The organism is Streptomyces sp. T12 (assembly GCF_028736035.1).
In the GTDB taxonomy this organism is placed as follows: Bacteria; Actinomycetota; Actinomycetes; order Streptomycetales; family Streptomycetaceae; genus Streptomyces.
In genome coordinates this window covers 38,983-60,177 of the sequence record NZ_CP117867.1, presented here as the reverse complement: position 1 = coordinate 60,177, position 21,195 = coordinate 38,983, and the positions used below count along the sequence as shown (strand labels likewise).

The 21,195-nt window shown below is 70.3% G+C and carries 25 protein-coding genes; 4 read left to right on the top strand and 21 right to left on the bottom strand.

The features are described from left to right. Positions 1–271: 271 nt before the first annotated feature. The 8 genes from PBV52_RS51130 to PBV52_RS51095 all read right to left on the bottom strand — a co-directional run bounded on the left by PBV52_RS51130 (position 272) and on the right by PBV52_RS51095 (position 5,457). Positions 272–1,003: an SAM-dependent methyltransferase gene (locus PBV52_RS51130; protein WP_274250113.1), complete on the bottom strand. Its 732-nt coding sequence runs from the start codon at positions 1,001–1,003 to the stop codon at positions 272–274. Between the two features lie 161 nt (positions 1,004–1,164). Next, positions 1,165–1,686 carry a hypothetical protein gene (locus tag PBV52_RS51125; RefSeq protein WP_274250112.1) on the bottom strand — a complete coding sequence of 174 codons (522 nt, stop codon included), beginning with the start codon at positions 1,684–1,686 and terminating at the stop codon, positions 1,165–1,167. A gap of 17 nt (positions 1,687–1,703) precedes the next feature. Beyond that, entirely contained in the window at positions 1,704–1,829 is a 126-nt protein-coding gene (locus PBV52_RS51120) for a hypothetical protein (protein ID WP_274250111.1), read from the bottom strand. Continuing rightward, complete coding sequence (locus PBV52_RS51115; protein WP_274250110.1) at positions 1,826–2,365, bottom strand: hypothetical protein; 540 nt, start codon at positions 2,363–2,365, stop codon at positions 1,826–1,828. The genes PBV52_RS51120 and PBV52_RS51115 overlap by 4 nt, the downstream gene beginning before the upstream one ends. A gap of 221 nt (positions 2,366–2,586) precedes the next feature. Next, complete coding sequence (locus tag PBV52_RS51110) at positions 2,587–3,273, bottom strand: hypothetical protein (protein WP_274250108.1); 687 nt, start codon at positions 3,271–3,273, stop codon at positions 2,587–2,589. A gap of 56 nt (positions 3,274–3,329) precedes the next feature. Beyond that, positions 3,330–3,758 carry a DUF6415 family natural product biosynthesis protein gene (locus tag PBV52_RS51105; RefSeq protein WP_274250106.1) on the bottom strand — a complete coding sequence of 143 codons (429 nt, stop codon included), beginning with the start codon at positions 3,756–3,758 and terminating at the stop codon, positions 3,330–3,332. Next, complete coding sequence (locus PBV52_RS51100; RefSeq protein ID WP_274250104.1) at positions 3,755–4,624, bottom strand: DUF6415 family natural product biosynthesis protein; 870 nt, start codon at positions 4,622–4,624, stop codon at positions 3,755–3,757. The genes PBV52_RS51105 and PBV52_RS51100 overlap by 4 nt, the downstream gene beginning before the upstream one ends. Continuing rightward, positions 4,621–5,457, bottom strand: coding sequence for an ATP-binding protein (locus PBV52_RS51095; RefSeq protein WP_274250102.1), 837 nt, complete (start codon positions 5,455–5,457; stop codon positions 4,621–4,623). Before PBV52_RS51095 ends, PBV52_RS51100 begins: the two co-directional genes overlap by 4 nt. 538 nt (positions 5,458–5,995) lie before the next feature. On the opposite strand from PBV52_RS51095, the gene PBV52_RS51090 reads away from it, so the two are divergent. From PBV52_RS51090 to PBV52_RS51075, 4 genes are all read left to right on the top strand, one after another. Next, on the top strand, positions 5,996–6,862 hold the full coding sequence (locus tag PBV52_RS51090; RefSeq protein WP_274250100.1) for a helix-turn-helix transcriptional regulator: 867 nt from the start codon (positions 5,996–5,998) through the stop codon (positions 6,860–6,862). After that, positions 6,859–7,104, top strand: coding sequence for a DUF397 domain-containing protein (locus tag PBV52_RS51085; RefSeq protein ID WP_274250097.1), 246 nt, complete (start codon positions 6,859–6,861; stop codon positions 7,102–7,104). The genes PBV52_RS51090 and PBV52_RS51085 overlap by 4 nt, the downstream gene beginning before the upstream one ends. Before the next feature lie 351 nt (positions 7,105–7,455). After that, the gene (locus tag PBV52_RS51080; RefSeq protein ID WP_274250096.1) at positions 7,456–8,760 is read left to right on the top strand and encodes a hypothetical protein; all 1,305 of its coding nucleotides are present in this window, start codon (positions 7,456–7,458) and stop codon (positions 8,758–8,760) included. 172 nt (positions 8,761–8,932) lie between these two features. Next, complete coding sequence (locus PBV52_RS51075; protein WP_274250095.1) at positions 8,933–9,505, top strand: hypothetical protein; 573 nt, start codon at positions 8,933–8,935, stop codon at positions 9,503–9,505. A gap of 20 nt (positions 9,506–9,525) precedes the next feature. Here the strand turns inward: PBV52_RS51075 and PBV52_RS51070 are convergent, their stop codons facing one another. The 13 genes from PBV52_RS51070 to PBV52_RS51010 all read right to left on the bottom strand — a co-directional run bounded on the left by PBV52_RS51070 (position 9,526) and on the right by PBV52_RS51010 (position 21,173). Beyond that, positions 9,526–10,254, bottom strand: coding sequence for an A24 family peptidase (locus PBV52_RS51070; protein ID WP_274250093.1), 729 nt, complete (start codon positions 10,252–10,254; stop codon positions 9,526–9,528). Between the two features lie 330 nt (positions 10,255–10,584). Then, on the bottom strand, positions 10,585–10,911 hold the full coding sequence (locus PBV52_RS51065) for a hypothetical protein (protein ID WP_274250091.1): 327 nt from the start codon (positions 10,909–10,911) through the stop codon (positions 10,585–10,587). 128 nt (positions 10,912–11,039) lie between these two features. Next, complete coding sequence (locus PBV52_RS51060) at positions 11,040–11,345, bottom strand: hypothetical protein (protein ID WP_274250090.1); 306 nt, start codon at positions 11,343–11,345, stop codon at positions 11,040–11,042. Between the two features lie 19 nt (positions 11,346–11,364). After that, a complete protein-coding gene (locus PBV52_RS51055; RefSeq protein WP_274250089.1) occupies positions 11,365–14,748 on the bottom strand; it encodes a LysM peptidoglycan-binding domain-containing protein in 3,384 nt (1,127 codons plus the stop codon). A 4-nt stretch (positions 14,749–14,752) separates the two neighbouring features. Beyond that, positions 14,753–15,196: a pilus assembly protein TadG-related protein gene (locus PBV52_RS51050; protein ID WP_274250087.1), complete on the bottom strand. Its 444-nt coding sequence runs from the start codon at positions 15,194–15,196 to the stop codon at positions 14,753–14,755. Beyond that, complete coding sequence (locus PBV52_RS51045; RefSeq protein WP_274250086.1) at positions 15,193–15,639, bottom strand: TadE/TadG family type IV pilus assembly protein; 447 nt, start codon at positions 15,637–15,639, stop codon at positions 15,193–15,195. Before PBV52_RS51045 ends, PBV52_RS51050 begins: the two co-directional genes overlap by 4 nt. Beyond that, entirely contained in the window at positions 15,636–16,037 is a 402-nt protein-coding gene (locus tag PBV52_RS51040) for a TadE family protein (protein WP_274250085.1), read from the bottom strand. Before PBV52_RS51040 ends, PBV52_RS51045 begins: the two co-directional genes overlap by 4 nt. Positions 16,038–16,056: 19 nt before the next feature. Next, positions 16,057–16,293, bottom strand: a complete 237-nt coding sequence (locus tag PBV52_RS51035) for a hypothetical protein (protein WP_274250084.1) — start codon at positions 16,291–16,293, stop codon at positions 16,057–16,059. 46 nt (positions 16,294–16,339) lie between these two features. After that, positions 16,340–17,218: a type II secretion system F family protein gene (locus PBV52_RS51030; protein WP_274250082.1), complete on the bottom strand. Its 879-nt coding sequence runs from the start codon at positions 17,216–17,218 to the stop codon at positions 16,340–16,342. Then, positions 17,215–18,132 carry a type II secretion system F family protein gene (locus tag PBV52_RS51025; RefSeq protein WP_274250080.1) on the bottom strand — a complete coding sequence of 306 codons (918 nt, stop codon included), beginning with the start codon at positions 18,130–18,132 and terminating at the stop codon, positions 17,215–17,217. The genes PBV52_RS51030 and PBV52_RS51025 overlap by 4 nt, the downstream gene beginning before the upstream one ends. Further along, on the bottom strand, positions 18,129–19,610 hold the full coding sequence (locus tag PBV52_RS51020) for a CpaF family protein (RefSeq protein WP_274250078.1): 1,482 nt from the start codon (positions 19,608–19,610) through the stop codon (positions 18,129–18,131). The genes PBV52_RS51025 and PBV52_RS51020 overlap by 4 nt, the downstream gene beginning before the upstream one ends. Continuing rightward, positions 19,600–20,460, bottom strand: a complete 861-nt coding sequence (locus PBV52_RS51015; protein ID WP_274250076.1) for a hypothetical protein — start codon at positions 20,458–20,460, stop codon at positions 19,600–19,602. Before PBV52_RS51015 ends, PBV52_RS51020 begins: the two co-directional genes overlap by 11 nt. Next, positions 20,460–21,173 carry an SAF domain-containing protein gene (locus PBV52_RS51010; RefSeq protein WP_274250074.1) on the bottom strand — a complete coding sequence of 238 codons (714 nt, stop codon included), beginning with the start codon at positions 21,171–21,173 and terminating at the stop codon, positions 20,460–20,462. Before PBV52_RS51010 ends, PBV52_RS51015 begins: the two co-directional genes overlap by 1 nt. Positions 21,174–21,195 lie beyond the last annotated feature (22 nt).

Below are 21,195 nucleotides of genomic sequence, written 5' to 3'. Positions count from 1 at the left end.
CGTGCATGCATTCGGCCTAGGGGTGTACGTGGTGCCGTTGCTCGGCCCGGATTCGGGCGAGCGAGAGCACGGGCCATTGTTACCGCACCCAGGGGCCACCGGTAGGCGGCGGCAGAGACCTTCGTCTCCGAGAGTGCGGCCGCCAAAGGGCCGGCCCCCTCGTGGCGTCGAAGGAAGCGCCGCGAGGGGGCCGGTACCGGCGGCAAGGCCGCAACCGCCGGCGTAGGCTGCCCGCGCCCTTTGATCTCGGCACGGCGCGGGCAGCGGGGCTCTACAGCTCAGTGGTGGCGATCAGCGCGGTGGCGAGCTGGGGATGGGCGCTGGGGGCGTGGATGAGACCCGAACTCAGCGCGGGGTGCAGTGTCTTGGCCTCCTGCGGGGTGCGGAGTCTGCCCCAGGCGCCGTGGGCGGCCCGGTCCATCGCCAGGGTGATCAGAGCGGCGCGGGAGGGGTCGGCGCACACGGGGGTGGCGATGACCACGACGCTGGCGGGGGCGAGGGCCGACAGGTCGCGCAGGAGGCGGCTGGCGGCGTCGTCGTCGAGGTGCTCCAGGAGGTTGACGGCGGTGACGGCGACGGGCTCGGTCAGGTCGAGGTGCTCCTGCAGGGCGGGGTGCTGGAGGATGCCGGGCCTGCTCAGGTCGGCCTTGATCACCCGCACGTTGGCGGACTCCTCCAGCATCATGCGGCCGTGCGCGAGCACGATCGGATCGCGGTCGGTGTAGACGGTCCGGGCCCCCGGCTGCCGACGCGTGACCGTGTCATGGAGGTGGGGGCGGTGGGGCAGTCCGCACCCCAGGTCGAGCAGCTGGGCGATGCCGTCGCGGGCGAGGCGGTCGAGGGCGCTGTGCGCGTACGCGCGGGCCTGCCGGGCCTGGACGGCCGCGCCGGGATGGAGCTGCCGCAGCACGCCGACGGCAAGGCGGTCGGCGGTGTAGTGGTCGGTGCCGCCCAGCAGGTAGCAGTGCATCCGGGCACTCGCGGGCGTGCTGACGTCGATCACTGCGCACCCCCGTGGCCGTGGCGCGGCGGCTCGTCAAGGGTGGTGTTCATGGCGCTCTCCAGTGATCGGTGAGGGGTAGGGCGCCCCCGCCCGACCGAGTCGGGGGAATCGGGCGGGGGCGCCTCGGAGCAGAACCGCGACGGGGGCACGGTCCTGCGGGTCTAGGGGCCGGGGGAGAAGGGCCGGGGGTTGGTGGGGCGGGCGATGAACATGCGTCCGGGCTTCCAGTCCTCCGCCACCAATGCCAAGTCGGTGCACAGGCACCGCGTGCTCGGCTCGCCGGCTCCCCACTGGTTGGCCACGCTGTGCAGCACGCGGGCGCTGTCCGGGTCAATGAGGTCTGTATGAGGCTGGGTGCAGGAGACCGACACGACGTTGACGCTCACCTGGCCGTCGGCCAGTACGGTGGCGACGGCGATCCGGTCGCCGGCGTGAGTCTCCACCGCGTCGGCGATGAGGGCCCGGGTACAGCTGATGATCGTCTCAGCGGTCGATTCAGGTACGGCCCACGCGACGAGCAACAGGCCGACGTTGGCTGTCGCCTTGTCCTCCACGTCGGGATCGGTCGTGGCGTACTGGAGCGTCAGGTACTGCGAGCGCTTCCACGGGTTCTCCAGGACGCCGTCGGCGGTCGGTCCGCCCTGGTGGTGCGGGGGCTGGGACGCCGCAGATCCGGCGGTCATCGTTGTCCTCCCTTCTCTCAGCGGGTCCAGAGCGTGTGGACCAGCGCGACGCCGAAGGCGAGGACGATGAGCCCGGCCAGCGTGGTCGTGATGACCGCCTCGGCGATCCGGGTCCGCAGCGGCCGCTTCGGGCGTGAGGTCATGGGCGGCCTCCTCCCTGGTCGCTGGTGACGATGTCCGGGTTCTGGCATGCCTGCCGGGGTGCAACGGGGAATGTGGTGAGCGTCGGGACGCTGGGCTTGAGGAGCGGGCCGTCACCGGTGATCAGGGCGGATAGTCCGGGCATCTGACGGGGACGCTGTTGCATCTGGACCCGGCGCGGCCTCTGACCGTCGACGATGACTCGGACCTCGTTCCAGCCGAGGTCGTCGCGGAAGTAGCGTGCAAGCTGGAGGTTGGGGACCGTGCAGCGCACCCACTTCGGCTCGGGATCGGGGCGGCGGGCGGCGTAGTCGAGCACCCACAGGGTCATCAGACGCGCCAGGTGACCCCCGTGCTGGTCGGGGTGGGTGTACATCAGAGCCACGCTCATGGACACCTCCGTACGCTCGCTCGGCGTCCATCCCCACTCGGGCGTGGTGGCGTAGATGGCCATGCAGCCCACGACGGCGTCGTCCTCTGCAAGGAGCATCAGAGCCATGTCGTCGTCGACATCCCCGACGAGCACACGGATGGCCATGCCGTCCGCGGGTAACAGGCCGCGCTGACACGACCAGTCATCGCGAGCTCGGAGGAGTCCGTGGACCACCGCCCGGTCGTCGTCGGTGGCCAGACGCATTACGTACACCAAAGCCTCGTCTCGTGTGAGGGCCGCCTGGTGACAGGTCACGGGCCCGCTTGCGTGGGAAGGGAGTTCGCTGCCGCGTAGTGGAGGTGAGTCCGGGTCACCGGACAGGGGCTTCATGTGGCGAGCGCCGTCAACTCCTGCGTCAGCTCATCGATACCGAGGACACGGAACGAGGTCAGTCGGCGGATCAGCTGCGACGCGACCGTGGTGGCTATGTTGGGGTGTCCGAAGGGCAGGGCGTGGTCCGGCGTCGCAACGACGACCACCTCGCTGCTCGCGTTGAGGCCGTAGACGGTGCCGTGCACGCCGTACAAGGGGGCGTCGCCCGCCTGCACGAGGAAGACCATGGGGTTCTTCTCCATGTGCGGGCAGAGAGCGGCAGCCGAGCGGGCGTGCTTCGGGCACACCGGAGGCTGGTTCGTGTCGAACGTCGGCTGCGCGGGGTCCTGGTCCTTCGGCCCGGCGAGGAAGACGTACCCAAGAGGAGTCTTCGCCGGCCCCGCGCAGACCTGACACCGCAGGCCAAGCATCGTCCCCATCTGCCGGTAGGGGTGCATGTCCTTCCACACGGGTGCACCCATCGGCATGCCCCGGTCGTCCAAGGGGTTGAGCCAGCACCGCGCCCACAGCACGCTCAGCCCTGCCCGCTGCAAGGGCCGGTCCCTGGGATCCTCGTCCCAGTAGTGGATCGTGGGCCAGCGTTCGGGATTGAGGATGACCAGGTCGTCCGCCGGCGCTGCGTCCTCCCCCTCCCTCGCGGTGATGAAGGGGGCCGGGCCCAGCCCGGTCGCGGAACGCACTGAACGGTCCCTCTTTCTGGTTGGTGCGTACGGGCTGTACGGCAGTGGAGGGACGATCACGACTCCTCCTTCAGGCACTGGTTCGCCACCAGGCGTTCGAGCAGTGCGTCGAGGGTCCAGCCCATCTGACGGACGTACCCGACGGCCTTCAGGGGGTCTGCCGGCAGGTCCTGCGACCGGACGGCGCGTGCCTTCTCTACGAGTTCGCCGACCTGCTTGTCCTGATCAACGACATTGGCGGTCACGGCAAGGTTCACGAGCCGCATCAGGTGCCCGCGCAGTCGCATCGCGCTCTCGCCGATCTCGTCCTCGCTTGGCGTGTAGTCGTCGAGCACGGCCGCGAGGTCGTCGAGCAACGAGCCGTCGATGTACGGCTTCCACGTCTGGACCTTGTTCAGCACCCAGCGGAGCCGGTCGGCGTCGAAGGGAAGCACAGCAGCCCGTACGGGGTGTGTCCAGGCCGGGACCTCTGCCGGGGCGGTCACGGCCGGTCTCCATCTGGCACGGCGAGGCTGCACCAGGTCTCTGTGCCGTCGTCGCTGGTGCCCCAGGCGCCGCCGTGCTCTTTGGCCAGGGCCTCGACGAGCGCGAGCCCACGCCCTGCTTCGGCGTTGTCTTCGACAGGCTTGCGCGAGGCGTTGGCGTGGCCCGGCATGCCGTCGATGACGACGATGCGCAGGAAGCCGTCCCGGACCTCGAGGTTCAGGCTGATCTCCGTGGTGCCGCTGTGCAGTACCGCGTTGGTGAGCAGTTCAGACACGATGGTCATCACGTCCTCGGCGAGCGCTTCAAGCCCGCAGTACCGCAGGCGAGCGGCAGTGACCCGACGCATGGCACCCACTCGGCACGCATCCTCGGCCCGGGGCGGTCTCGTGCCGCGTCGGGGGGCGATCTTGATGCGTTCGTTCATCACGTCCCCGCCGCGGCGGAGGGCCGGGCGAGGCGTCTGTACGGCTGTCGTCGTCATCACGTCCTCTGGGGGCAGGGGGGAGCTCGCCGCGTAGTGACGGTGGAGGTCGCGGCAACAGCGAGCGAGGGGAACCACGGCTACCGTGCCGCGCGCGGTGTAGATGGGCCGTGCGGCAAGGAGGTACGCGGCCTCGTCGAGGCTGCGCTGAGCTTGGGCGTGCAGGTCTTCGTTCTTCCGGGAGGCGGCTTCCAGCGCGTCCTTCAACTCGGGTACGAGCACGGCGAGGTGACCACGCAAGAGCAGCGCGAGGAGTGCGGACTCCTCTCGATCCATCCGCGGCTCGCGAGGGTCAAGGACGCGTTCAATGACAGCCCCGGTCAGGTCGGTATCCACGGGCAAGAGCTCGTGGACATTGGCCTGGTACTCGACCGCGATGATCACTGAGCCTCCCCTGGCGTCAGGAGGGCGCGGACGGTCTTGCTGTGGCCGTCTGCGGCAAGGCTCCAAGTCACCTCGGCGCCGAGCAGGCGTACCTCCCGCAGGCCGCCCCCTTTCTCGCCGCCGATGGCGGCCTGGCTGTCGGGGAAGTCGGGGGATGGGTCCCGGACGTCTATGCGCAGTTCGTCGGCCTCGGTCACGGCCAGGAGCACGTCCATCTGCCCGGCAGGCTCGCTCGATTTGCCATGGTCGATGGCGTTGCACGCGAGCCGGGCCAGCACTTCGACTGCCGCGACGATGTCGCCGGGCCATCCCAGGATCGTCAGGTGGGTGAAGGCCTCTGACCTGATGCGCCTCAGGCTCCTGGGAGCGAGCAGATACGAACGGGACCACTGGCGGTCGACAGGGGCGCCGATGACAGACGATGCCGTTTCAGCGCCACCCTCGGAGGACGTGAGAGCCAGGCTGCGCGGCCCGGCCTGTGGGTACGCGGCGAATGCGGGCACGCTGAGCAGCCATGTCCGCAGCGCCATGCGGTCACCGGGGTACCAGGCGATCTCCTGTTCGGCGGGCGCGAGCAGGCCGGAGGCATCACCGCGGGAAAGGGCATGCTCCACGGTCCGCCAGCCAGTGCGGCGACGCCGCGGTGAGTCGAGCGGCGCGAGGTCATACACCTCATGTACGACCGTCCAGCCCTGGTACACGGCGAAGTCGCGGAGGGCCGCCAGCGCATGAGCCGCGACCTGCGACGTGAAGGTGCACGTGTAGAGCACGACGCTCGGGGCGTCGGCGATGGTGCCGACGGTCTCGATCGGAACTGCAGCCCCGGAGCTCACCACGTGCCTCCCGTAGCGGCGTGGTGCCGACAGACCTGGACATGCCACGCCAGGCGGCCGCGACCATCCGGACCGCTGGCCGTGTAGGCCAGGCCGCCTGGGCGCAAGTCGTCAGTCCCGCCACACCGGGCACAGGCGGACCCGGTCAGACGGAGGGTCTGCTCGGGACTCATCCGCAGGGGATCAAGCACCTCGGCACGGACATCGACGGACGCCGACAGCAGCGTGGACACCGTCGGTTCCGAGCCTGTGGCCTGCACGAACGGTGTCATGAGCGCTTCCGATCACCCGACGGCCACTGATCGACACGCAGCGATTGGGCCGCTACCTGACGTGTCCAACTGCCTCTAGAGTGACGCCATGCGCACTGTCTGCGCAAGTGCGCAGCAAATTCCTAGCAAGTTACGAACGTGCGTGCGGAATACTCGGAGAGGGATGACCTGCTATGTGTGCAGCTCACAGGGACCGTGCGGCAAACTATGGGCAGGCAAGTGCGCAAGCGCAGGGCAAGCGACGGAGGGGAAGGGGGCGGCGACGCATGGCTACTCAGCCGAGGACACCCACGGTCAACAAGCGCCAGCTCGGCGCCGAGCTCCGGCGCCTGCGCAAGGCCCGCGGGCTCCTGGTCGCCGACGCAGCGGCGCATCTGCAGTGCTCCGAAACCCGGATCAGCCGTATGGAGACCGGCAGCGGACGGGTCAAGCCGAAGCCCGATGAGATCGCCAAGCTCTGTGAGCTGTACGGCGTCTCAGAAGAGCGCCAGGTACTCGCGCTGCTCAGCATGCTCACCGACTCGGAACAGCCGGGATGGTGGGACGCCTACCGGGAGATTCTGCCGAGCGGCCTCGAAGTGCTGTTGGGGCTGGAAACCGACGCACGCGTCGAACGTGCCTGGGAGCCCGTGCTGGTCCACGGGCTCCTACAGACTCCCGACTACGCCCGCGCGGTGATGTCAGCTCACCCGGGCAATCGGCCGCACGACATCGAGGACCTGGTGTCGGTACGGACAAAGCGGCAAGAGCTTCTCTTGCCCGGGGACCGGGACCCGCTGGAACTGTGGGCGATCCTCGATGAGCAAGTGATCCGCCGGCCTGTTGGCGGACCGGACGTCATGCGTGAGCAGATCGGCCACCTGATCGAGGTAGCCGCCATGCCCAACGTGACGCTGCAGATCGTCCCCATCGCCAAGGGGGCGCATTCGGGCCTTGCCGGGGCGTTCTCCCTCCTCGAGTTCGAGGAGTCCGACCCGGTTGTCTATGTCGACAGCCCTGTCGGGAATCTCTATTTGGAGAAGAAGCCCGATGTGCGACGTTTCACGACTTCGTTCGGCTTGCTCCAGGCCAAGGCCCTTGATCCCGAAGAGACCGCGGCGCTGCTCCACCACGCCGCAGAGGAGAAGCAATGACCAGCAGCACCGGGCATCCCGCACAGCCCGACTTCCTGCCAGACCTGGACTGGTTCAAGGCCTCTGCGTCCAGCGGCCAAGGAGGGTGCCTTGAGGTGGCCTTCTTGCCCGACGGCCGCGTTGCCCTCCGCGACAACGAGGATCTGAGCAACCCGCCCTTCGTCCTGACCCGCCACGTATGGGAGTGCTTCCTCGACGGCGCCGGCAAAGGCGAGTTCAACCTTCCCGATGCCACTGCATGATGTAGGCGTCTATGCCCCCTCGGCCCGTCCTCCGACGATCGGAGGACGGGCTCTTTACTTCCGGCACGTAGGCCGCCGCGAGCTCGTCAGCTGCGACTGGCACGCCCGGTTGGCCACGCGGGCGGCTTCGAGGGGATGCGGCCGCTGCGCTCGTCACGCCGTCATCGGTGTCAGGCTGTAGCCGGTAGGGTGGCGGCGCGGCGTGCACGTACGCCGGAGCCCGCAGGGGGCACGCGGCCCACGCCCGCGCCCCGGTGATCCGGGCAAGGTTCTCGGAATCGCGTGTGGTGTGCTCGTCTGCTGTCACCGGTGCGACGCGTGCGTGGGACGTGGCGCAGTCTGGGACTGGGCATGACGCGAGACCGTAAGAGGAAGCTGAAGATCCGCGCGGAGATGGCGGCTTTGGGTCTGTCGTACGACGAGGCCGCCGTCGTGGTGGATTCGCGCGGCGAACCCGCCGCCGGTAGCCCGCCGCCGGCCGAGGTGCCGATGGCGGACGATCCGCTGGGACTGAGTGAGGGCACCGAACTCTTCACCGCCCCACTGCTGGTGGTCACCATGTTGCCGCCCGGGCCGGAGGGCCTGGAGGCCGCCCAGGTGATCGCGGACTCTGTGGACTACCTGGTCGACCCGAACGCGGGCTGGTACCGGGGACGCGCCGAGGTCTGGGGGCCTCGGCCGACTCAGGAATCGGGGATGGCTCCGCTGGCCGGGCACCGACCTGGCATGCTGCTCGCGCAGGTGACGGCCCGGCGCCGCTGGACGACGCAGACCCTGCACGATTTCCTGCGGCACGCGGCGACCGCGATCCTGGCCGCGCTCGCGACCCGGTACCCGCCGATCACCGACCGGCACGTCACCGTCCAGGCCCTGACGATGGAGACCGCCAGCCAGATCCTGACCGGGGAGGCCCAGCCCACCGCCCAGACGGCGAAGGCGCATGCGAGCCTGCGCGGCGCGGTGGCGCAGGACGGCGGCGAGGCCGACGAGATGCCCGACGACGCCCCCTATCCGTTCCGGGTCGTCGATGCCCGTGACTGCGGCTGGTACGCCGTCGGACGGGCGCTCTACCTCAGCACGGCGTCCGCGCAGCGCGGAGACGAGCCGACGCCGCTCGACGAGCTGGAGGCAGAGCGAGGCCCCCTGCGGGCCGTCGTGCCCGCCCCTGCGGAGGACCTCGACCAACTGCGGTCCGCCTTCCTCGACGCCGGCCCAAAAGCCGTGGCGTCCCTCCTCGTTGCCCTGTACCGCCTAGCCCGGCACCACGCCGAGCTGGAGTACGAACGCTCCGGCGTCATGCGAAGCGGGCGGCTGTACGCCGGCGGCGAGGACACCTGGGAGACCGTCGCCATGCGCAGCCTGACCTGGGGCCTGGGCGTCGACCTGGCCGACAAGCCGAAACGCCTGCACGAGCCCCTGATCGAGATAGTGCGAACTGTCGTCGACGCATGGGTCTCCCCCGACTCCCCTGCCTACATCGAGGTCGCGAACAACCTGGCCAGCGCCTTCCAGGCGGCTGAACGAAAAGCAGGTGGCTGGCAGGCCCTGGCCGACGCGTACTTCCAGCCCGGCGCGCGGTTCGCCCACTCGACGAACTCCGTTGAAGCCGCGCACGCCTGGCTGTTGGGCCAGCCGCCAGCCCTCGAAGGCACGTAGACGGAGTTCCGTGGTAATCGACATCCGCTGTCGACAGCCATCGGCCTTGCCAGGCCAGCCGGCGCCGAGGCCGCTGCGGCGTCGGTATGGTTCGGCTGCTCACGACGTGCGTGCACCTCGCGGGCGGGTACGGTCTCACCGGCAGGTCACATCATCCGATCCGGGGGAAACCGTGGCGCTTTCAGTCCTCACGCGGCGTCTGGACACACCACGCAACGTGTACGGCGAAGTCGACTACTCGCCGCCCGCCGCGGGGGTCGCTGGGTGCGCCGGCTTGGCAGGCTTCGTGGCTGCCGCGAGCTTTGCGATCAGCTCCCGGCTGTGGCACGACGATCGGACCATCGCGTCCGTCGTGATCGTCGCCGGGATACTGGTACCCGGGTACGCGGTCTTCTTCCTTGCCCGCCGGTTCATGACGCGCCATGGGCTGTACGCCTGGCAGCTCGTGGCCGCCAGCGCCGTCGCCTGCGCGGTCATCTGGGCAGCGCCCAAGCTCTCGGACGCAATGTATCCGCATCCCTGGGACCGCTACGACACCCAGTTCGCCTCCTGTCTCGCCGGCACTCCCTACGCACCGCGTGAAGCCGGTGTCGAGCTCGATTCCGACCAGAACGCGCTGACCCTCTTCTCTCTGGTCAAGGAGGTGCCCGAGCTGCACGTGGGCCCTGCGTACCAGTTCGCCACTAAGCCCATGAAGGGGCTGGACAGTCAGTCACGGCAGATCCTGGACCAGCATGGCTGCTAAGGCTCCTGCCTCGTGTTCATTCATTGGGTGCCTAGGAGTATCCCGATGAGGGCTCCGCCAAGCAGGAACGGGGCGAAGGGAATGCTGGTCGTACGGCTGGCGCGGCGAGCGAGGATGAGACCGACACCGTACAGCGCACCGAGCAGGAACCCGGCGAAGGTGCCGACGAGGACGATGGCCCAGCCATACCAGCCCAGGACGGCGCCCAGCCCGATGGCGAGCTTCACATCGCCGAAGCCGATGCCTTTGGGACTGATCAGGAAGAGAGCAAAGTAGCCGACTGCGAGTACGAGGGAGCCGAGCAGCGCGGTCGTCCAGCGCCCCTCTGCGCCGGGCAGCAGCGTGGTCACGGCGAGCAGGGTGAGCGCGGCTGTGGCGAGCGGCAGGGTCAGGACGTCCGGCAGTCGGTGTGCTGCAAGGTCGACGGTCGCGAGCAGGACTCCGATGGGTGCGAGCAGCAACCAGACGCCGAGTTCGGGCCGGATACCGGTGGCACCGGCGAGGGTGGCGCAGATAAGGGCGGTGATCGCGGCGAGGAGCGGGGTGTTGGGGCCGTACGGGGTTCCGTCGGCGCACCGGGCTCGTCCGATCCATCCCTGTCCGAGGCCGGTGATCGGGTGCCCGGCGGGACACGCTGCCTGCCACGGATCGTCCGGAGCGACGGAGAACCGGTACGCCGCTCTGGGGATGAGCAGGCCTGTGCCGCCGCCCCACAGGGCAGCGGCCACGATGATCAGCAGCTGTTCCACCGAGTGGACCCTAGTACCCGCGTCCTCCTCCCCCCTCTCTTGGGCCCGGCGGGGCCGTCACGGGTCCCCTCCCCTGCCGGGCGTGTTTGCTCGGCCAGGGTGGAAGTTGCCGAGGCCGAGCGCGGCCTCCCATCAGTTGCCGGCCAGCTACAGGATCCGCTCTGTGCGGGAAGCCACACGGGTACGGCGTCGGGGCGGCGCAGCTGCAGGACACCTACCTGACCAACGAGGCCGGGCCGGTTGCTGGGGAAGACTGACCGGCGGTCGTGCCCGCCCCGGCCGGGCTACCAGCCTTTGTGAACGTCACGCGGTGCAGGGGTGGTTCGTCGCTCACGCGTGCCCGCCGTCGAGGACGTCGTCGGCGCTGTAGGTGCGCGCGTGAGGGTCAGTGGAGGCTTCGATGGCGCGCTGAATGTCGGGATGGGTGCGCAGTACCCACACATGCCGGTACTCGGTGACCAGGGCGCGCACGGCTTCGAGGGCAGCCGTGTCGGTGGTGCGGACCGCGTCGAGGCGGGCGGTGAACGCGGCGAGCTCGGCCGGGTCGACTGCGCCGAGAGCGGCCTTGAGCTCGCCAATGGTCTGGGGACCCTCGTCAGCCTCGATGCGGTACGGGTTCCGCGTCGGCGGGGCCGGATGCGCTGCGGCGGAGGTCATCGCGCGGTGCTCCTCAATCGTGTGGTACTCCGACTATGCCGTGTCTGCCGCCTGTGGCGTAGTCGCTCGGCAGGAGAGCCCCGCTCTCCTGCCTGGGTAAGTGCCCCTGGCCGGCAAGGGGTCAATGATCATGTGCGACCTTTCTCGCCTTCGATGAGCGTCAAAACCGGTGTGGTCGGGGCAAACTCACCATCCTCGAGTGCCGCCTCGCGCCAGACCCGGGTCAGCTCAAGGAGGCGCTCGGTGCTGTGGGCGAACGGCAGCGGGGCCGCCTCCGGTACGCGCGGCCGCAGGATGGACGCGGCGAACCGGGCCGCGTGCATGGCCGCGGTGGCGTGGGCATCAACCGAGCCGTCCGGCATCCGCCGTTGGGCGTCGAGGCGTGCAGCCAGGGCGAGCAGTGCGTCGTACGTCTCGTCGTAGGCGCGGTTCATTGCGCTGCGGCCCTTCCGGTTACGCGCTCCGGCTCATGATCGCGTCGAAGACGCGATCAGTCTCGGCTTCCATTTCGACGTCGAGACGGCGGTTGAGGTCGCGGATGGTGTCGTATGCGGTGCGTACACCGTCTCGGTTGCCTGCCGCGTCTTCGAGGAGCATCCAGTCCTGGTAGAGGATTTCAGCACTGTCGTCGACGTCGATGCCGATGCGTACGGCGCGGCGTGCCGCCTCGATGTCGGGGCGGGGGGCGGTGCGGTGCCAGGTGGCCAGGGTGTGTGCGACGTCGACGATGCGGACGAGCATTTCCTGGATGCGGGTGGCGGCCCAGGTGGGGTCGGTGCCGGCGAAGGGTCGTCCGCGGACGAGTGCGAGGGCGGCCTCCAGGTCGGCGATGCCGGTGGTGGGGCCCTTATGCAGGCCGCGCTCGGCGAGCTGGGTGAAGCGGGTCCAGTCGCAGCGGACCTTGGGTGACAGGCGGTAGGTACCGGTGCGGTCGCGGGGCAGGTAGAGGTTGCCGTCCGCGTCGTTGCCCAGGCGGTTGCGCAGTTCAGAGATGCGGGTCTGCAGCGTGGTCTTGCTCCAGGGGTTGCGCGGGTCCATGGCCTCGCGTGCAGTGTCCGTGCTGCAGCCGGGCTTGAAGTACAGCAGCGCGGCGAGCAGGGAGATTCTCAGGCCGTGGCCGGAGGCCTCGATGCCGGTGACGCTGACGGGGCCGAGGACCTGGACTTCGGGGGCGTGCAGGTCGATGGCGTCGGCCGGCTCCTCCTCGAGTTCCGCAGGTTCGGAGAGCTCACGGGCGTCTGCTGTGGTCGGGGCGGGGGCGTCGGGGTCGTCGGCGGAGTGGTCTGGCGGAGGCACCGGTGCCAGGATGCGCACGGAGGCGGGGGGCGCGGCGCCAGACAGCGCGGTGAAGGGTGCGTCCGGTACGGCGGTGGGCGATGCGAGGTACGGCGGGGCGGGCGGGCTGCTTGGCTCGGCCGGTTTGTCGAGGCTGACGGGCGGGACGAGTTGCCAGGGGCCCTCGGCGGAGCGGGCCGGCTCGTCGGCGGTCTGCAGGACCTCGAGGAACTCGCGGTACTCCTCGTCGGTCATGTACTGCACGATCAGGTCGCTGTCCAGGACGTCGAGGTGCTGGGGTGTGTCGGAGCCGACGGTCAGGCGTACGGCGTCGGGGAAGGCGTCGCTGGCGCCCTCGGCGGGCAGCACCAGGGCGACCGGCAGGTGCCGGGCCGCGGTGAGCGCGTCGGCGAGGTGACGGGCCTCGTCCGGTGTGGTGGTCTCTGCGGCGCAGATCAGCATCCACGGCAGCGGGTCCGGCTGCTCGTCGCCTTCTGCGGGGGCGTGCTGGTGGTGGGTGAGGAGCAGGTCGCCCAGGTCGCTTTGGGCGGCGCGAAGGTGCGGCACCGTGCGCAGGCGTCCCTTGGGCAGTCGTGCGGGCAGTTCGGTGTCCAGACCGACGGTGAGGATTTCGGCGTGGTCGCTCCACGTGCTGGTGGCCGCGTCCAGGGCGATGACGCGGGCGGTGTCGCGGACGGCGGTGGCGTCACCGTCGAGGAGCAGCACGCGCACGGTGGCGAGGTTGAGGAGCAGGTGGCTGCCGTCGTCGGGGTGGGTGCCAAGGGTGACCAGGCCCGGGTAGGGGGCCGGGGTGTCGCGGGCCTGGTCGGCGTCGAGCAGGGGGTGCGCCGCGTCCAGCGTCCAGCGCCCGTCGGAGGCCTGTGTGAACGGGATCGGGGGCTGAGTCTCCGGTGCGGGGTCGTGGTCGATGAGGAGGTCGACGGCGCGGGAGGTGGCCCGGGCGCCGCGGATAGCGGGCAGCGGGCGGCCTTGCTCGGCGGCGTGATGGGCCAGGGTGCGCAGCGCGGCGTCCAGGAGGTCGACGGCCTCCGGCTCGGCGCCCGCCTCCAGGACCTGTTCCAGACGGCCCGGCTCTTCCGGCATGGCGATCGTCTCGCCCGGGCGCCGACGGCGGCGCTGCAGCAGCCGCTTGACCCCTACGGTGGCGATCAGGGAGCCGGCGAGCAGCAGGCCGATGCCGGCCGCCTCGCCTACGCCGACCGGCGCCTCGTCTGATTCGCCGGTGGCTTCCGGGGCTGGCGTGGCGGTGTCCGGCGTGGTCGATGTGGATGGGGCGGGAGTTGACGGCTGCGCCGAGGCGGACGCGGACGGCGTGGCCGACGGCTTCTTTGCCTCAGGCGTCGGGGACGCCGCGGGTGGGGCCTGCTCGCCCTGGTCGTGCTCGGTGGCGTGCGGCGTCGGAGTCGCGGGGGTGGCCGCTTGGTCGTCGGGGTGGGCGGACTCGCGCGGCGCGGCCCCGGTGTCCCCCTCGTCCGGCGCGGTGTCGTCGGCCTGGTCGTGGTCGGTGTCGGCGCGCTCGTCGCTGTGGGACGGCGTCTCGCCGCTGTCCGTGCGGCCGTCCGGCTGGTCGGACGGGGCGGTCGCGTGCGGGATGTCCAGCTTGAGCCCGGGGCGGATCTCGTCCGGGTCGGTCAGGGCAGTGCCGCCGGGCTGTGAGGCTCCCCGGTTCTCGTCGAAGATCTCCGTGTACTTACTGCCGTCGCCCAGTTCGTCCTCGGCGATGCCCCACATCGTGTCACCGGAGCGCACGGTGTACGACGTCGCGCCGGCGTCGGCGGGCTGGGTGTGGTCGGTCTGGGTGCTCGGGCCGGCGGTCGGCATGTCGGGCACGTGAAGGACCCAACCGGGCTGGATCGGCGCGTTGGCGTGGAAGGTGTTGCCGTCGGCCATGCGGCGGCCTTCGTTCGCGTCGGCGATCTTCGTGTAGAGGGCGCCGTCGCCGTAGAGGTCCTCGGCGATGCTCCACAGGCTCTCCGCGGGGCGGGTGTCGCGCACGGTGTAGGTCTGCTGCGCCGGATCGGCCGTCGACGCCCGTGTGGCAGCGGGGTCGGCGCTCTGGTCGGTCGGCGGCGTTGCGGTATGGGCGGCGTGGCCGGGTGCGTGGCTGGCAGAAACTGTGGGGACGGCCTGGGCGGGGGTGGCGGCCGAGGCGAGCGCGGTGCTGGTGGTGAAGAGCATCAGGATGCCGCCGACGAGGGTGGCGGCGGCGCGCTGACTGACGCCCAGCCCGGGCAGGCGCGGGGCACTGCGGCCGCGGAGCTGCGCGGGGATCTCCAGCAGCAGGGACAGTACGAAGCTGGCCCAGCTGATCCATCCGACGATGCAGAGGGCCAGCATGAACGCGCTGCCGGTGTCCTGGCGCGTGAGCAGGTGGGTGAAGGCGTCGCTGCCCGAGTCCCAGATCGCCGTGGTGGCCTCCCACAGCAGCCAGGGCAGGCCGACCACCAAGGCGCACAGGACGATTGCGGATGCCAGGGCGCGCAGGAGTCGCAGCGAACCTCGCCGCGTGGGCGCGGTGGAGCGGGATCGGGTCTTGGACATCCGGTTAGTCCTTCTCGGGTTGGGTGATCCCGTGTAGCAGTGAGGCGGAGCTGGTGGCGTTAACGGTCCACGTGTTGGGGGCGAACTTGCCGGTGTAGGTGTCGGTGACCTGCACGGTGATCCGGTGGCCGTCGCCGCTGACGGTCACGGTGCCGTTGACACCGGCCGCGTTCAGGTAGGCGCGGGCGGCCGCGGCGGCGTCTTGGGGGGCGGCGACGATCGCGTTGCCGGTGATGGCCTGGGAGGGATCGATGGCCTGGGCGGCGGCTCGGGCGGCCTCGGTGGCAACCCCGTCGGCGCGTTCGTGGGCGCGGGTGACGCCGAAGGCGTCGACGGCGAACAGGCCGCCCAGAAACAGCAGCGGGACGGCGATGATGGCAACGAAGACGGAGACGCCGCCGCGGTCGTCGTGCCAATTCCGCCGTGGGGCGCGCTGTGTGCTGGTCATCCGCGCTCCCGGTAGGCGTCAACGATCGAGGTGAAGGAACTGGTGACGGTACGGACTCCGGGGCCGCCGCCGAGGACGAACAGGTCGCCTAGAGGGACGGTGCACGAGACGGTCACGGTGACCTGCGAGACCTGTCCGACTGGCGCGGCGAGCCCGCTGGTGTTCGCCCGCACGCTGGTGGTGGAGCAGCTCTGCTGCTGCGAGTTGAGGGAGTCCGCGGCCGCTTCCTGTGCGGCGGCCTGCCCGGCGCCCGGGGTGCGCTCCAGCGAGGCGGCACGGGCAGCGGCCTGGGCGGCGGCGTCGGTCTTCTGCCCGGCGACGGACAGCCGGGCGCCGGCGATGAAGACCAGGGCGAGGGCCAGGAGCAGGGGCACCACGATGACCGCTTCGATCGCGACGTCGCCGCGGTCTCGCTCACGGGGGTTGAGGTGCTTGAGCATCATCCGTTCCCCTGCGCTGTGGTCCACCGCTCGATGGGCCCGGACACGGTGGCGCTGACGGTGAATCCGCCCACGCCGGGCACGAGGGAGATGGCCTGTCCTTCGACGCGGATGCGGATGCGTTCCTGGGTGCTGCCTGCGGTGGACACCTGGGGGCCGGTGAGGATGTTGCCTCCCAAATCCTGCGCCGCGGCCTGCGCTTTGGCCGCCCCGTCCTCCGGCCCGGCCTCGTACATCCGCCCGGCTGACACGCCTTCGCGGGCCGCGGTGTAAGCGACGTTGCGGGCGTAGGCCCACAAAAAGCCCTGTACCGCGGACAGCGTCAGAAGGATCACGACGGGGAAGATGATGGCCACCTGGATCGGGGAGGACCCCCGGTCGCGTTCGTGGCGCGGCAGCACTCTGTTCATGGTCGGGCCGTCAGCCGAGGTCGATGTCGCCGAGCTTGCCGTTGGCCTTGGCGTACAGGGCGGCCAGGCCGCCGGCGATGAGCAGGGCGCCCACGATGGCGGCGACGATGATGATGACGGTGGAGACGGGGCTGTCGCCGCGGTCGCCGCGGGTCTTGATCTCCTCATGCGCGTCGGTGAGTCGGGTCCGCAGCGCGGCGGCCTGCAGGGCCACGGTGGTCTGTGCCTTCAGCAGCGTGTTCTTCACGAGGGGTTTTTCCTTCTGTTCTCGGTGCGCACGGGATGCGTGGTGGTCAGATGGTGAAGACGTTCAGCACGGCCGGGAACGCGACGGCGATCATGACGATCACGGCGAGGAGAGCTGCCGGGACGTGCAGCTTCTCGCTGTCGGCGTTGGCCCGGGCGGCTTCCGCCGTCAGGAGCTCGTTGGTCAGGCCCTTGGCGCGGTTGCGGAGCGTGTCGTAGACGCTCGCGCCGTCGTCGGAGGACAAACGCATGATGTCGGCGACGTCGTTGAGCACGGTCAGGTTGAGCTGGGTGCCGAGGTCGTCCAGGGCCTGCCAGGGGGAGGACTTCTCCGTGCGGGCGCGCAGCAGGGCTTCTTGGATCCGGACGAAGGCCCAGCCGCGGCCGATGCGGGCGGCGTCTTCCAGGGCCTGGTCGGCCGCGACGTTGGAGGCCATGCGGGTGGCGACCAGGTCCAGCCAGGCAGCCGCCGCGTAGGCGAACTCGGTGCGGGCCTTGGCGGCTTCGCTGGCGACACCCCAGTCGGGCACGAACCACAGCAGTGCGGCCAGGAGCACGCCGACGCCGGCCGGGATGAGCAGCGGTACGGACAGGCCCATCAGCGTCCAGCCCACCACCAGGACGACCGGGGCGAGCAGGCCGAGCAGGGCGAGGGCGACCTTGTTGACGAGGAACTGCTCGGGCGTCTGGTTCAGCAAGTCCAGGTCGGTGCGCGGCAGGCCGCCTGGCATCCGCTCCGCCCAGCGGGCTGCCCAGGCGGTGGAGGGGTGGGAGCGGCGGGCCCGATCCCCGGGGCGAGTGGCGGGCGGGTCGAGGCGGCGCAGGGTGGGACCGAGCTTGGGCGCGGAGGGCACCAGCTCGCGTACGAGCAGTGCCACGCCGGCACCGGCGAGGCCACCGCAGACAACGAGGGCGGTCATGCTCATGCGGCCAACTCCTCGGCGGCAGGCTCAACTTGCTTGACCCGGCTGCGCGGATCAATGATCAGGAAGCGGGGCACCGGGTGGTGGCTGGCCAGGCGGCGGGTCCACCACAGCACCGCGGCGAACGCGGCGGCCAGCAGGGCCAGGACCATCTGGCCGAGAAGGGTGCCGTAGGGGTCGGTGTAGGGCACGAGGAACCCGCCCAGGACCAGGCACAGGCTGATGATCGTCATCGTGCGTACGGCGCTGCGAGACTTGGCCCTGCCCGATTCGATCTTCCGACGCTCGGCGACTTCCTCGCGGATAGAGGCGGAGACGTCCTCGAGGACTTGAGCCAGACCCGGCCCCGGGTCGACCGCGCACAGCATCAGCCCGGCACACACCTTGTCCGCGGTGACGTCGTCGAGCCGGTCGGCGAAGTCCTTCAGCGCGTCCACCGGCAACCAGCCGGCCTTCAGCTTGTCGGCGAGTTCGCTGACCTCGTCCTCGATCGCCGGGGGCGGATTCTTCCGGCTGGTGATCAGCGCCTGTTCCAAGGCGAAGCCGAGGCGCAGGATCTCCGACAGCCGCTGGGTCCAGTCGGCCAGGGCCTCCAGCTTGTTGATCCGTCCCTTGACCGACGCGGTCGGGGACAGCAGCCACGGCACTCCCACCACCGCTGCCCCGAGCAGGACCGCGGCCACGAACACTCCGCTGAGCAGCCACACCACGGCCGTCACGACGACCGCGGCCACAGCGAACATCCGCCGGCGGGCAACGCGTTCCTTGCCGTCCGGTCCGCCCGACCACTGCGCCCGCCAGCGGGCGAAGCGTCCCTGCCCTGCGGGCTCCGTGGTGCCGATCGTGGCCGCCACGGCCGCGACCAGACCACCGGCCAGCAGGGCGCCGCACATCATCCACCACAGGGCGGTTGTCATGCCCCCACCCCCTGGAAGGCGGCGGCCTGGTCCAGCACATGGCTGGAGAAGCCGGCCAGCTCCAGACGGCGCCGGGAGCGCGGCGACAGCGGCGCCGCAGGGGCCGCCCGCAGATCCCACTCGGAGGCAGGGCGGAAGATCTCGTTGTAGGCGGGGCGGCCGTTCTCACCGATGCCGGTGATCTCCCACACGTGGCTGACCAGACGGCGCGGGACGGGCCCGGACTCGTCGACCGACATGAAGACGACGAAGTGCAGGCCGTTGGCGATCTGCCGGTAGGCGAGCTGCTCGGAGAAATTGCCGCGGGCCAGCAGGTACAGCTCGGCGATGCGGTCGAAGACCACATGCGGCTCGGAGGCGTGCATCGTGCACATGCTGCCTGGCCGGTCACTGGTGAGGGCCTGCATCATCGCGGTGACCTCCGGGCCGCGGACCTCACCGACCACGACCCGCTTCAGCGACATGCGCTTGGCCCGGTACATCAAATCCATCAGGGTGATCTCGCCGACCGCGCGGCCGTCGACGCGTTCGCCGTTGGACTCGCGGCCCTCCATCGGCACCACCTGGGTGTGGTAACCGTTCTTGTGGGCCCACAGTTCGAACTCGGTCTCGATGGTGCCGAACCGCTCGTGCTGCGGGATCTCCTTCATCAGCGCGCGCAGCAGAGTCGTTTTGCCCGAGGACTGCTCGCCCACGACCATGATGTTGCGGCGGGCGCGGACGCACGCGCCCAGCAGAGCCGCGACGGTGGCGTCCATGGTGCCCCGCTGCACCAGGTCGTCCAGGGAGGCGTCCTGCAGACGGTGGCGACGGATCGTCACGAACGTGCGGTCGCCGGTGATCTCCGGGTGCAGGGCCTGCAGACGCGAGCCGTCCGGCAGCCGCAGCGCTACATCGGGGCTGGCCGTGGAGAACGTGCGACCGGACTGCCCGCTGTTGCGGATCAGGTCGCGCACCAACTCCTGGAGCTCCTCCTCAGATTCGGCTACTGGAGAGACCGCGGCCGGCGCGGCGTCATCGCTGAACTTGAGGAACACCTCGTTAGGGCCGTTGATCCAGATGTCTTCGACCCGGTCGTCGTCCAGGTAGCGCTGCAGCCGACCGGCCCTGAAGAGCATGTCGAAGACCAGCGCGGCCAGTTCCTGCTCATCTGCCGCAGTGACCGCGCGCGACACGCGGGCAGCATCGCCCCACACGGCGACCTGCTCATTGATCAGCGCGCGGGCCCGCTGTTCACGTGCCGGTCCGACCAGACTCGAGTTGGTCTTGGCCTCGGCGAGCAGCTGGTTGTTCACCCGCCGCTTGATCTCTCCGGCCGCCCGCGCGTCGATGTGCACACGGGGCACGGTGCGGTCGTTGACCATCGCGGGGGCAGCGGCCTGCCCCGGGGCGCGGCGCGGATCGTACGGCGAGCCCGGTGCTGGCACGGCCGCGGGCGGCTGGGGGACGGGCGCGTGGTAGACGTTCTCAGCGCGCACCGGGCCCTCCCCTCATCAGGCGCTGCTGCAGCGGGGACGCCAGCCGAGCACGGCGCGTGGCCACACGCTGCCGGATGGGCGTCGTCGCACCCTGCGCGGCGGTCATGAGCTTGCTGGTCATGAAACCGCGGCCCTCCGAAGCGCCGTCCGACAGCACGGCGGCCTCCTCAGGCCGGTACGGAAGGGTCGCCACGACGGGGGTGCCAATGCCGAGACCGTCGAGTTCGGTCTCGATCTCGCGCGGCCCGTAGGGGCCCTCCTTGATCAGGATGATCCCCAGCGAGCCGGATCCCCGGCCGCTCTCCCCGTCCAGGAGCGCCCGCAGCTGTCTGATGCGGGAGCGAGCGGCGTGCACACTGCGCACCGTGCCGCGCATCACCATCAGCACCACGTCCGCGCGCAGCGCCAGCACTCCTGACGAGCCGAACGCGCCACTGCGGCCGAGGTCGACCAGGACATCGTGGCCGGCGGCCTTGTCGATGCCGGTGAACAGGTCGGCGAGCTGGCCCCACACCGGGCCCAGGCTCGCCGCCTGAGACATCGCGGTCAGACCGGGCAGAAGCAACCTGTTGCGTTCGCTGCGGCGCTCGTCGTTCTCCAGGGCGATCAGCTGGAGCCAGAACGCGTCTACCAGCTCCTGCGTGCGGGACGACTCAGTCAGGTTCCGAAGGCCCCGATCGGCCTCGACCCTGCCCTCCAGCGCACCGGACAACACCGCCCCGCCGTCGGGGTCGCACTCCGCCAGCACCATGCTCCGACCGGGATCGAGCGGCCAGGTGCGCAGCAGTGCCAGCGCCGTGCTCGTGACGCCCGGCGCGCCCGGCAACCCGACCAGCGTGATCACCGCCATCAGGAGCCTCCGGGGGCATCCACAACGAGCGCCACGTCACCGGTGGCGGCCTGCGCCGCGAGCGCAGGACCGTACTGGGCGGGGACTGCCACGTCGACCACCTGTTCGCTGGTGTTCTGCTGCTTCTCCCCCACCCGAACGACCCGGGCCTCAATCGACTTCGGGGTGGAGTCCTCGCCGCCTTCACCGGTGGTGGCCTGCGATCCGTCCGAGGGCGTGGAGACCACCAGGACCTTGTCACCGGGCGAGAGCCGAGTCGCCGGCATCTGCGTCTGCTTCAGCCCGATGCCCACCAGCCGCTCCCCCGGCTTGACCAGCGTGCGGGTCGTGACCTGCCCCTTGGAGAGCATGGCACCGGGCACCAGGGCCACCGCAGCGCGCTTGCCGACCACCTGATCACGCTGCGAGGCGGGGATCGGCTTGAGTACCGGATCCAGCGACACCGAGGCCTCGATCAGATCGGAGTCCTTGATCACGTCCCCGGCCTGGACTTCGTGGGCAACGGCCAGGACCGGTGAACGCTCGCCGGTCGCCTGGAAGGCGAGCAGACCGCCACCGCCGCCCGCTGCGATCAGCGCGACGGCCAGGGCGTACATGCCCGGACGTCGTCGGCGCGCCCGGAACCCCACCGCTGCGCTCGGCACCTGGCTGTGCGTCGGTTGCGGGGGCACTTGGCCTGCTGTGGTGGTGGCCGGAGCCGCCGTGTTGCTCACGATGCTTGCCTTTCTGAAACAG

Excerpts from the sequence above, each read along its gene's own strand:
- PBV52_RS51125 (WP_274250112.1), bottom strand. The coding sequence starts at position 1,686 with ATGACCGCCGGATCTGCGGCGTCCCAGCCCCCGCACCACCAGGGCGGA.
- PBV52_RS51120 (WP_274250111.1), bottom strand. The coding sequence starts at position 1,829 with ATGACCTCACGCCCGAAGCGGCCGCTGCGGACCCGGATCGCCGAGGCG.
- PBV52_RS51115 (WP_274250110.1), bottom strand. The coding sequence starts at position 2,365 with ATGGCCATCCGTGTGCTCGTCGGGGATGTCGACGACGACATGGCTCTG.
- PBV52_RS51090 (WP_274250100.1), top strand. The coding sequence starts at position 5,996 with ATGGCTACTCAGCCGAGGACACCCACGGTCAACAAGCGCCAGCTCGGC.
- PBV52_RS51085 (WP_274250097.1), top strand. The coding sequence starts at position 6,859 with ATGACCAGCAGCACCGGGCATCCCGCACAGCCCGACTTCCTGCCAGAC.
- PBV52_RS51080 (WP_274250096.1), top strand. The coding sequence starts at position 7,456 with ATGACGCGAGACCGTAAGAGGAAGCTGAAGATCCGCGCGGAGATGGCG.
- PBV52_RS51065 (WP_274250091.1), bottom strand. The coding sequence starts at position 10,911 with ATGACCTCCGCCGCAGCGCATCCGGCCCCGCCGACGCGGAACCCGTAC.
- PBV52_RS51060 (WP_274250090.1), bottom strand. The coding sequence starts at position 11,345 with ATGAACCGCGCCTACGACGAGACGTACGACGCACTGCTCGCCCTGGCT.
- PBV52_RS51055 (WP_274250089.1), bottom strand. The coding sequence starts at position 14,748 with ATGTCCAAGACCCGATCCCGCTCCACCGCGCCCACGCGGCGAGGTTCG.
- PBV52_RS51050 (WP_274250087.1), bottom strand. The coding sequence starts at position 15,196 with ATGACCAGCACACAGCGCGCCCCACGGCGGAATTGGCACGACGACCGC.
- PBV52_RS51045 (WP_274250086.1), bottom strand. The coding sequence starts at position 15,639 with ATGATGCTCAAGCACCTCAACCCCCGTGAGCGAGACCGCGGCGACGTC.
- PBV52_RS51030 (WP_274250082.1), bottom strand. The coding sequence starts at position 17,218 with ATGAGCATGACCGCCCTCGTTGTCTGCGGTGGCCTCGCCGGTGCCGGC.
- PBV52_RS51025 (WP_274250080.1), bottom strand. The coding sequence starts at position 18,132 with ATGACAACCGCCCTGTGGTGGATGATGTGCGGCGCCCTGCTGGCCGGT.
- PBV52_RS51015 (WP_274250076.1), bottom strand. The coding sequence starts at position 20,460 with ATGGCGGTGATCACGCTGGTCGGGTTGCCGGGCGCGCCGGGCGTCACG.